Source organism: Streptomyces sp. NPDC001714, from assembly GCF_042892755.1.
Classification (GTDB): Bacteria; Actinomycetota; Actinomycetes; order Streptomycetales; family Streptomycetaceae; genus Streptomyces.
Genome location: NZ_JBIAUL010000023.1, coordinates 146,129 through 156,229, shown reverse-complemented (window position 1 = coordinate 156,229; position 10,101 = coordinate 146,129). Strand labels below are relative to the sequence as shown.

Annotated in this window: 6 protein-coding genes; 3 read left to right on the top strand and 3 right to left on the bottom strand. The window is 69.1% G+C overall.

The annotated features are described in order from the left end of the window. Positions 1–132: 132 nt before the first annotated feature. On the bottom strand, positions 133–1,731 hold the full coding sequence (locus tag ACFY0P_RS43140; RefSeq protein ID WP_388926739.1) for an MDR family MFS transporter: 1,599 nt from the start codon (positions 1,729–1,731) through the stop codon (positions 133–135). A 124-nt stretch (positions 1,732–1,855) separates the two neighbouring features. On the opposite strand from ACFY0P_RS43140, the gene ACFY0P_RS43135 reads away from it, so the two are divergent. Further along, positions 1,856–2,452: a TetR/AcrR family transcriptional regulator gene (locus tag ACFY0P_RS43135; protein WP_388926737.1), complete on the top strand. Its 597-nt coding sequence runs from the start codon at positions 1,856–1,858 to the stop codon at positions 2,450–2,452. A 24-nt stretch (positions 2,453–2,476) separates the two neighbouring features. Here ACFY0P_RS43135 and ACFY0P_RS43130 read toward each other — a convergent pair whose 3' ends face one another. Then, the gene (locus tag ACFY0P_RS43130) at positions 2,477–3,028 is read right to left on the bottom strand and encodes a M23 family metallopeptidase (protein ID WP_388926734.1); all 552 of its coding nucleotides are present in this window, start codon (positions 3,026–3,028) and stop codon (positions 2,477–2,479) included. Positions 3,029–3,492: 464 nt separating this feature from the next. Between ACFY0P_RS43130 and ACFY0P_RS43125 the strand changes: the two genes are divergently transcribed. Further along, on the top strand, positions 3,493–4,095 hold the full coding sequence (locus ACFY0P_RS43125; RefSeq protein WP_388926731.1) for an HAD family acid phosphatase: 603 nt from the start codon (positions 3,493–3,495) through the stop codon (positions 4,093–4,095). Between the two features lie 46 nt (positions 4,096–4,141). Further along, positions 4,142–7,171, top strand: a complete 3,030-nt coding sequence (locus ACFY0P_RS43120; protein WP_388926728.1) for an NACHT domain-containing protein — start codon at positions 4,142–4,144, stop codon at positions 7,169–7,171. A 60-nt stretch (positions 7,172–7,231) separates the two neighbouring features. On the opposite strand, the gene ACFY0P_RS43115 is transcribed toward ACFY0P_RS43120, so the two are convergent. Then, entirely contained in the window at positions 7,232–9,757 is a 2,526-nt protein-coding gene (locus tag ACFY0P_RS43115; RefSeq protein ID WP_351496923.1) for an ATP-dependent Clp protease ATP-binding subunit, read from the bottom strand. Between the last annotated feature and the right edge of the window lie 344 nt (positions 9,758–10,101).

The window sequence follows — 10,101 nt, the reverse complement described above, 5'->3', positions numbered from 1 at the left end:
CGGGGGGGGGGCGCGCGCGGGGCGGGGCGGGGGGGGGGGGGGGGGGGGGGGGGGGGGGCTGGGGGGGGCGGGGGGGGGCGGGGGGGGGGGGGGGGGGGGGGGCCCCCCCCCCCCCCGCCCCCGCACCCAGTCTCAGATGGCCTCGACGGCCGGCATCGGCGCCGCCTCGTCCGCCTTCTGCGGCCCGCCCCGCAGCGGGACCTCCTTCACGAAGACCGCCGCCACCAGCACCAGCACGGCGATCACGGCACCGAGCAGGAACGCCGAGTGGGTACCGGCCGACACGGCGTGCTGGTACGCCTCGCGCGCCGCGGCCGGCAGCTTCGCCAGGCTCTTCGCGTCCAGCTGCGCCGACTGCTCGGTGATCTTGGAGCCCAGCGAGCCGGCCCGCTGGGCCATGACGTTCTTGACCCGGTCGTTGAAGAGCGCGCCCATGATGGCGACGCCGAAGGACGAGCCGAGCGTACGGAAAAGCGTGGTGGACGAGGACGCGACGCCCATGTCCTTCATCTCCACGCTGTTCTGCGCGACCAGCATGGTGATCTGCATCAGGCAGCCCATGCCGAGGCCGACGACGGCCATGTACACCCCGGAGGTGAAGCGGGTGGTGTCCGTGTCCATGGTGGACAGCAGGTACAGGCCGACGGTCAGCAGCACACCGCCCGCGAGGGGGAAGATCTTGTAGCGGCCGGTGTTGGTGGTGACCCGCCCGGCGACCATGGAGGTCACCAGCATCGCGCCGAGCATCGGGAGCAGCAGCAGACCGGAGTTGGTCGCGGACGCGCCCTGCACGGACTGCTGGTACAGCGGCAGGAACAGCGTGGCGCCGAACATCACGAAGCCCACGATGAAGCCGATGATCGACATCAGGGTGAAGTTGCGGCTGCGGAAGATGTGCAGCGGCAGGACCGGCTCGGCGGCCTTGGTCTGCCAGAAGACGAAGCCGACCAACGCGACGACGCCGATGGCGATCAGTTCCATGATCCGCGCGGACGTCCAGGCGTACTGCGAGCCGCCCCAGGTGGTGACCAGCACGATCGAGGTGATGCCGAGGGTCAGCAGAGCGGCGCCGAGGTAGTCGATGCGCGTCTTGTTCCGCTTCTTCGGCAGGTGCAGTACGGCGCTGATCGCGGCCAGCGCGACCACGCCGAGCGGCAGGTTGATGTAGAAGGCCCAGCGCCAGCCCCAGTTGTCGGTGATGGTGCCGCCGACCAGCGGACCGCCGATCATGGCGAGCGCCATGACGCCGGCCATCATGCCCTGGTACTTGCCGCGCTCGCGGGGCGGCACGAGGTCGCCGATGATCGCCATGACGCCGACCATCAGACCACCGGCGCCGAGGCCCTGGACGGCCCGGAACCCGATCAGCTGGCCCATGTCCTGGGCCATGCCGCTGAGCGCGGAGCCGACCAGGAAGATGACTATGGAGGTCATGAAGGCGCCCTTGCGCCCGTACATGTCACCGAGCTTGCCCCAGAGCGGGGTGGCCGCCGCGGTCGCGAGGGTGTAGGCGGTCACGACCCACGACAGGTGCTCCAGACCGCCGAGCTCGCCCACGATCGTCGGCATCGCGGTGCCCACGATCATGTTGTCGAGCATCGCGAGCATCATCGCGACCATGAGCGCGAGCATCACGACCCGTACGCTCCTGGGCTCCTTCTCCGGCACCTCGGCCGCTGCCGGTGCCCCCGGTGTTTGCTGGACGGTCTCGGCCGCCTGGGTGTCCGCCATCTCTCCCACTCCCCCTGGCGACAGCTACTTACTTGCCGCCCGGCTAGTTCAGTACACTCGGAAGTTAGACCCGTTGCTAGCCGGGCGTCAAGTAAGTTTTCGCGGGAGTGCGAGGAGTAAGAGGATGAGCGTCACCATGGACGGCACCAAGCAGCAGCGCCGCGGAAACACCCGCCAGCGCATCCAGGACGTGGCGCTCGAGCTCTTCGCCGAGCAGGGCTACGAGAAGACCTCCCTGCGGGAGATCGCCGAGCACCTCGACGTGACCAAGGCGGCCCTGTACTACCACTTCAAGACCAAGGAAGAGATCCTGGTCAGCGTCTTCGAGGACCTGACACAGCCGATCGAGGACCTCATCGAGTGGGGCAGGGGCCAGCCGCACACCCTGGAGACCAAGCAGGAGATCGTCCGGCGCTACCACCAGGCGCTCTCCGACGCCGAACCGCTGTTCCGGTTCATGCAGGAGAACCAGGCGACGGTCCGGGAACTGCGGATCGGCGACACCTTCAAGGACCGGATGCGCGGCCTGCGGAACATCATCATCGACCCGGACGCGGCCCTGACCGACCAGATCCGCTGCATCAGCGCGCTCTTCACCCTGCACGCCGGCATGTTCGTGATGCAGGACATCGAAGGCGACCCCCGGGAGAAGCGCGAGGCCGTCCTGGAGGTCGCCGTGGACCTGGTGACCCAGGCCCACCGGGGTTCACACCCGTCCTGAGGAGTCCGGCGGGTGTGCAGCGGGTCAGACGATCAGGCCCTTGGCGCGCAGGAAGGCGACGGGGTCGATCGCGGAGCCGTAGTTCGGGGTCGTACGGATCTCGAAGTGCAGGTGCGGGCCGGAGGAGTTGCCGGTGTTGCCGGAGCGGGCGATGTGCTGACCCGTCTTGACGATCTGGCCGACCCTGACGTCGATGCGGGACAGGTGGGCGTACTGCGAGTACTGGCCGTTGCCGTGCTTGACGACGATGGCGTTGCCGTACGCGGGACCGTCACCGGCGCCGTTGCCGCCGGCCTTGACGACCGTGCCGCCGTGCGCCGCGACGACCTCGGTGCCGCTCGGCACCGCGAAGTCCTGACCGCTGTGCCGGGCGGCCCACATGCCGCCGGCCTGGTTGAAGGTCGCGGAGAGTGTGTACTTCTTCACCGGGTCGACCCAGACGGCGGCACCGGAGGTGGCGGCCGACGCGACCCCCGACCCCACCACGGCCGTGACCCCGACACCGGCGGCCAGAACGGCGGCCCGCTTGCGGAGCGAGGACGTACGGGGGGAACGGAGAGCGGCGCGCAGGGACATCGGAACCTCGTGGAGTAGACGACAGGGACCCCTCCGGGGCGCCGGCCCACAGGGGGCGGCCACCGAACGGGGCATCCCTTGGTAACCCGAAGCCCGAAAACCGCTCAAACCGCTCTTCTACGACGCTTCCTAGTAACCTGGCCCGAAATTGGCCTTTTCTTGACACGCGCCATACCGGCCGGGCAAACCCGCCCCGACGCGGGTGCCCCCGCCCGGAGCGCAGGAAAGAAGGCCTCTTTCGCCCCGGGTGAGCGAATCCACTATCTCCGCTAGTAACGGACATTTCACCCGTGCGGTATGTCACCCACGGCCGCTCGAACGGCATGTACCGATGTGACGCACACCTCTAGCGCCCTACCGGCCAGTAACCCTACGGTTCCCCACACGCCACCTGCCCCACTCATCATGCCCCTGACACCACTGGCCATGACGTGAGCCATGACGTGAGAGGACACCCCGCCCCGATGACCACAGGCACCTGGATCCGCCGCATATCCGTCACCGCCGTCTCCGTGGCCGCGCTCGCCGGGATGGCCGCGCCGGCCCAGGCCGCGACGGAGAGCAGCTCCGCCACGGTCGACTACGCCACCTGGCAGCAGGACTGCCAGTCCGTCATGGACCAGGCCCTGCCCTACCTGAAGCAGCGCATCGCCGCCGCCCGGCCGGGCGAGAAGCAGGCGATCGTCTTCGACATCGACAACACCACGCTGGAGACCGACTTCGGCTTCAGCTACCCCCAGCCGGCAAACAAGCCGGTCCTGAACGTCGCCAAGTACGCCCAGGAGCACGGCGTCTCGCTGTTCTTCGTCACGGCCCGCCCCGGCATCATCTACCTGCCGACCGAGTACAACCTCCAACACGACGGCTACCAGGTCTCCGGCCTCTACGTCCGCGGCTTCCTCGACCTCTTCAAGGACGTCGCCGCCTACAAGACCGCCCAGCGCGTCGACATCGAGAACAAGGGCTACGACATCATCGCGAACATCGGCAACAGCGCCACCGACCTCTCGGGCGGCCACGCCGACAACACGTTCAAGCTGCCCGACTACAACGGCCAGTTGTCGTAGGTCGCCGATAGGCTCCATCCGCTGACGGGACTCACGGGGGTGGCGGGTGGAGCCGACGGTACTGGGCGGGAAGCTGGCGTCGAGCCTGATGGGCCCGCTGCTGAAGAAGCTCTTCGTGGCGGACGGCCCGGGCGCGGGGCTGGTGGACAGGCCGGTGCGGCTGAAGAGTCTGGTGTCCTTCCGCGGCGAGAAGCGCGCCCTGGTCGAGAAGGACGTGCACAAGCTCGCCGAGCACCTGGTCCGGCAGGCGGTCGACTCACCCGGCGAGCCGCCCTTCCCGGCCAGGGAACAGATCGCGGTCGCCGACGCGCTGGCCCGCAGACTGCTCGCCCTCGGCGATCTCGACATGGACGACGTCCAGGCGGTGAAACTGGGCCACCGCGAACTGGCCGCGCAGCTGAAGCACGCGGCGCCCGCGCCCGACGGCCTCTCCTCCGACGCCTGCTACTTCCTCGACTCCGCGACGGAGTGGGCCGGTCTGCAGATCCTGGAGTTCTTCACCCGCCGCTCCACCTTTGTCACCCGCACCCTCGTGGAACAGGCCCGGGTTCATGCCGAACTCATCGCGAAGATCGACGAGTTGCTTGCCCGCACCCCACGCCCCGGCACCCGCGACACCGCCTTCGAGCGCCACTACCGCTCCTACGTCGCCGAACGCCACAACCACATCACCATCTACGGCGTCGATCTGCGGGAATCCCCCGACCGCTGGCCGCTCGAAGTGGCCTATCTGAGTCTGGAGGCGACCGACGAACAGACCCTGCCCGACGACCGCTCGGGCCCCGCCTCCGTCACCCGCCAGCTCCCCGCCGAGGAAGCCCTGCTCACCCACGACCGCGTCCTGCTGCGCGGCGACGCGGGCTCCGGCAAGACGACGCTCGTCCAGTGGCTGGCGGTGACGGCGGCCAGGGACGGCACCCGGGTCCCGTACGTCCTGCCCCTGCGCACCCTGATCCGCACCGGCCCCCTGCCCGCCCCCGCCGCCTTCCTCACGGCGGTGAGCTGCCCGCTCGCCGCACCCGAGGGCTGGACGGAACGCGTCCTGTCCGCGGGTCGCGCCCTGATCCTCGTCGACGGCCTGGACGAGATCCCCGCCGCAGACCGCCACCGCACCCGCGACTGGCTGCTCTCGCTCATCCAGGCCTTCCCCGCCAACCGCTGGCTGCTGACCTCCCGCCCCACCGCCGTGAGCCCCGACTGGCTGACGCCGGCCGGCTTCCGTGAGCTGACCCTGGCCCCCATGCGCCGCACGGACGTGGCGACCTTCGTCCATCGCTGGCACACGGCGGCCCGGGCCCCGGAGTACGAGAGCCGGCTCCTGGACTCCCTGCGCACCAAACGCGACCTCGCCCGCCTCGCCACCAACCCCCTCATGTGCGGCCTCATCTGCGCCCTGCACCGCGAGCGCCGCGGCTATCTCCCGACCAGCCGTAAGGAGTTGTACGACGCGGCCCTCACCATGCTCCTCACGCGCCGCGACCGGGAGCGGGGCATGGGGGCGGTGGACGAGGTGGAGCTGGGCCACGAAGCCCGGCTGGAGCTGCTGCAACGCCTCGCCTACAACCTGGTGCTGAGCGGCCGCACCGAAATGGACCTGGAGAGGGCCGAGGGAATCGTGGCAGGGTGCCTGCCGTCGATCGGCCTCTCGGACACCGCCCCGACCGTACTGCGGTCCCTTCTGCTGCGCAGCGGACTGCTCCGGCAACCCGCCGACGGCGTCCTGGACTTCGTCCACCGCACGTTCCAGGACTATCTCGGCGCCCGGTACGCCGTGGCGGAGGGCCATCTGGACGTCCTCGCGAGCCGCGCACGCGACACTCAGTGGGAGGACGTGATCCGTATGGCGGCGGCGCACGCCCGGCCCGGGGAACGGGCCTGGCTGCTGCGACAGTTGCTGGCCGGTGACGAGCCCCGGCTGACCGTGCTGGCGCTGGCGTGCCTGGAACAGGCGACCGCGTTGGCCCCCGAGGTACGGCTGGAGGTCGACTCGCAGGCAGCGGAGCTGATCCCTCCGTTGTCGGCCGAGGAAGCGCAGACGCTGGCGGGAGCGGGCCCGTTGGCCCTGGAGCTGCTGCCGGGGCCCGCCGGGCTCACGGACCAGGAGGCCAAGGGAGTCACGGTCACCGCGTCTCTGCTCGGCGCGGAGGAACCCGATGGGGCGATCGCGGTGCTGCGGCGGTTCCGGAACCATCCGAGCCTGGACGTCCGGCGCCAGCTGGTGGGCACCTGGCACCGGTTCGACACCGGAGAGTACGCGGCCGAGATCCTCGACCACCTGGAGCGAGCCGACCTCTTCCTCACCTGCCGGTCAGCGGAGGAGCTCTCCGCCCTCGCCACCATGAGGCCGTGGCCTGCCCTGTCCTTCCACGGCCCGCACCGGCCGGAGGAGATCCTCACCGCGGTGCCGGCCGTGGAAGCCGTCACCGCGCTCGAGCTGCAGGACAACCCGCAGGTGGCGGATACGGACGCCCTGTTGTCCTTCGGATCCCTCCGTGAGCTGTGGCTGGCGGACTGCCCGGTGACAGGGCTGGACCGGCTCCGCGGGCTTCCGCTCGTCCGTCTCGGCTGCACCCGGACGGCTGACCTCACCGGCCTGCGCGTGCTGCGGTCCCTTCGGCGGCTCTCCCTCAGCCAGGAGCTGCCGGGCACGGATCTCACCGAGGTCCTGCCGGTCGACGCACCGCTGGAAACTCTCTACCTGGGCAGTCACAGCACGGACACCACGGGCCTGCGCGGGCTTCAGCACTGGGCCGGGCTCCGCTCGCTCAGCCTCGGGCATCTGACCGCCGAGCTGACGGACACCGACTGGCAGGCGGTCGCCGCGCTGCCCGAGCTGACGGAACTCCATCTCCACGCGGGAACCGTCCGGGAGTTCCCCCACTCCTTCGCCGTCATGCCCGAGCTCCCCGGCATCGAGGTGCTGCGCATCACCTCGGTCTACGGCGACGAGGACCTGTCCAAGCTGGCACTCCGGCTTCCGGGCCTGCGGTCGGTGAGCCTGCTCCCCGCCGCCCCGCACCTCGCCCGGTACGCCCGTCTCTTCCCGGGCGTCGAGATCAATTCGGACCGCCGCTGAGCAGCACCAAGGGGCCGGTGCTCCGAAGAGCACCGGCCCCTTCAGGGCACAGCGTGAGGCTTACGCCTCCTTGCTCAGGTTCGGCCCGGCACCGCCGGCCGCCTGCTCGATCGGCGGGACGTCGGGCAGGGCCGACTTCTCCTCGCCGCGGAAGGTGAAGGTCTTGGTCTCGCCCTCGCCCTCCGTGTCGACGACCACGATGTGACCGGGGCGCAGCTCGCCGAAGAGGATCTTCTCCGAGAGCGTGTCCTCGATCTCGCGCTGGATCGTGCGGCGCAGCGGACGCGCGCCCAGCACCGGGTCGTAGCCCTTCTTGGACAGCAGCTCCTTGGCGGACTGGGAGAGCTCGATGCCCATGTCCCGGTCCTTGAGGCGCTCGTCCACCTTGCTGATCATCAGGTCGACGATCCGCAGGATGTCCTCCTGCGTCAGCTGCGGGAAGACGACCACGTCGTCGACGCGGTTGAGGAACTCGGGCCGGAAGTGCTGCTTGAGCTCGTCCTGGACCTTGTTCTTCATGCGCTCGTAGTTGGACTTCGTGTCACCCGTGGCCGCGAAGCCCAGGTTGAAGCCCTTGGAGATGTCCCTGGTGCCGAGGTTGGTCGTCATGATGATGACCGTGTTCTTGAAGTCCACGACCCGGCCCTGGGAGTCGGTCAGGCGACCGTCCTCCAGGATCTGCAGCAGGCTGTTGAAGATGTCCGGGTGGGCCTTCTCCACCTCGTCGAAGAGGACGACGGAGAACGGCTTGCGGCGGACCTTCTCGGTCAGCTGGCCGCCCTCTTCGTAGCCCACGTAGCCGGGGGGCGAACCGAAGAGACGCGACACCGTGTGCTTCTCGCTGAACTCCGACATGTCGAGGGAGATCAGCGCGTCCTCGTCACCGAAGAGGAACTCGGCGAGGGCCTTGGAGAGCTCGGTCTTACCGACACCGGACGGGCCGGCGAAGATGAACGAGCCACCGGGGCGCTTCGGGTCCTTCAGACCGGCACGCGTACGGCGGATCGCCTTCGACAGCGCCTTGACGGCGTCGACCTGGCCGATGACCCGCTTGTGGAGCTCGTCCTCCATGCGCAGGAGCCGGCTGGACTCCTCCTCGGTCAGCTTGAAGACCGGGATGCCGGTGGCCGTGGCGAGGACCTCGGCGATCAGCTCGCCGTCGACCTCGGCGACGACGTCCATGTCGCCGGCCTTCCACTCCTTCTCCCGCTTGGCCTTGGCAGCCAGGAGCTGCTTCTCCTTGTCGCGCAGGGAGGCGGCCTTCTCGAAGTCCTGCGAGTCGATCGCGGATTCCTTGTCCCGGCGGACGGCGGCGATCTTCTCGTCGAACTCGCGCAGGTCCGGCGGAGCGGTCATCCGGCGGATGCGCATCCGGGAACCGGCCTCGTCGATCAGGTCGATCGCCTTGTCCGGCAGGAAGCGGTCGGAGATGTAGCGGTCGGCCAGGGTGGCCGCCTGGACCAGCGCCTCGTCCGTGATGGAGACCCGGTGGTGGGCCTCGTACCGGTCACGCAGACCCTTGAGGATCTCGATCGTGTGCGGCAGGGACGGCTCGGCGACCTGGATGGGCTGGAAGCGGCGCTCCAGGGCCGCGTCCTTCTCCAGGTGCTTGCGGTACTCGTCCAGGGTGGTGGCACCGATGGTCTGCAGCTCACCACGGGCCAGCATCGGCTTCAGGATGGAAGCCGCGTCGATGGCGCCCTCGGCGGCACCCGCACCGACCAGCGTGTGCAGCTCGTCGATGAACAGGATGATGTCGCCGCGGGTGCGGATCTCCTTGAGCACCTTCTTCAGGCGCTCCTCGAAGTCACCGCGGTAGCGGGAGCCGGCGACCAGGGCGCCGAGGTCCAGGGTGTAGAGGTGCTTGTCCTTGAGGGTCTCGGGCACCTCGCCCTTGACGATGGCCTGGGCCAGGCCCTCGACGACGGCGGTCTTGCCGACGCCGGGCTCACCGATCAGGACCGGGTTGTTCTTGGTACGGCGGGACAGCACCTGCATGACCCGCTCGATCTCCTTCTCGCGCCCGATGACCGGGTCGAGCTTGGACTCACGAGCGGCCTGGGTGAGGTTCCGGCCGAACTGGTCGAGGACCAGGGACGTCGAGGGGGTGCCCTCGGCAGGCCCGCCGGCGGTGGCGGTCTCCTTGCCCTGGTAACCGGAGAGCAGCTGGATCACCTGCTGCCGCACCCGGTTGAGATCAGCGCCCAGCTTGACCAGGACCTGGGCGGCGACACCCTCACCCTCACGGATCAGGCCGAGCAGGATGTGCTCCGTGCCGATGTAGTTGTGGCCCAGCTGAAGGGCCTCGCGGAGCGACAGCTCCAGGACCTTCTTGGCACGGGGGGTGAAGGGGATGTGCCCGGACGGGGCCTGCTGGCCCTGGCCGATGATCTCCTCCACCTGCTGGCGGACCGCCTCGAGCGAAATCCCGAGGCTCTCAAGGGCCTTGGCGGCGACACCCTCACCCTCGTGGATCAGGCCCAGGAGGATGTGCTCGGTGCCGATGTAGTTGTGGTTGAGCATCCGGGCTTCTTCCTGAGCCAGGACGACAACCCGCCGCGCGCGGTCGGTGAACCTCTCGAACATCGTTAATCGCTCCTCAGAGCGGTCAGGCAGTGGGGGGAACTTCCCCTCTCTGTCCTTCCGCAGCTTAGTCCCGCAAGCGGGGACCGCTCATTCCAACTGCCGACACCGTCGATGGCCTCCTGACCCCGAACGCCGACATCTGCTCCAACCCGATGGTGCGAGACGATGTTCCCGCAGGCCAGGCAGTTACCCTTTCCTTCAGTACGCCGATGGCGAACGTGAGACGGCCTCGCCTGCGTGTCGCCCCCCTCCCACTAGGGATGTCTTACCCGCAGCGACGGACAGTCCATGCCGTGGGCCCCCGGTCCCTCAGCTACGGGCGAACAACCTTGCGTCTCTCCGGA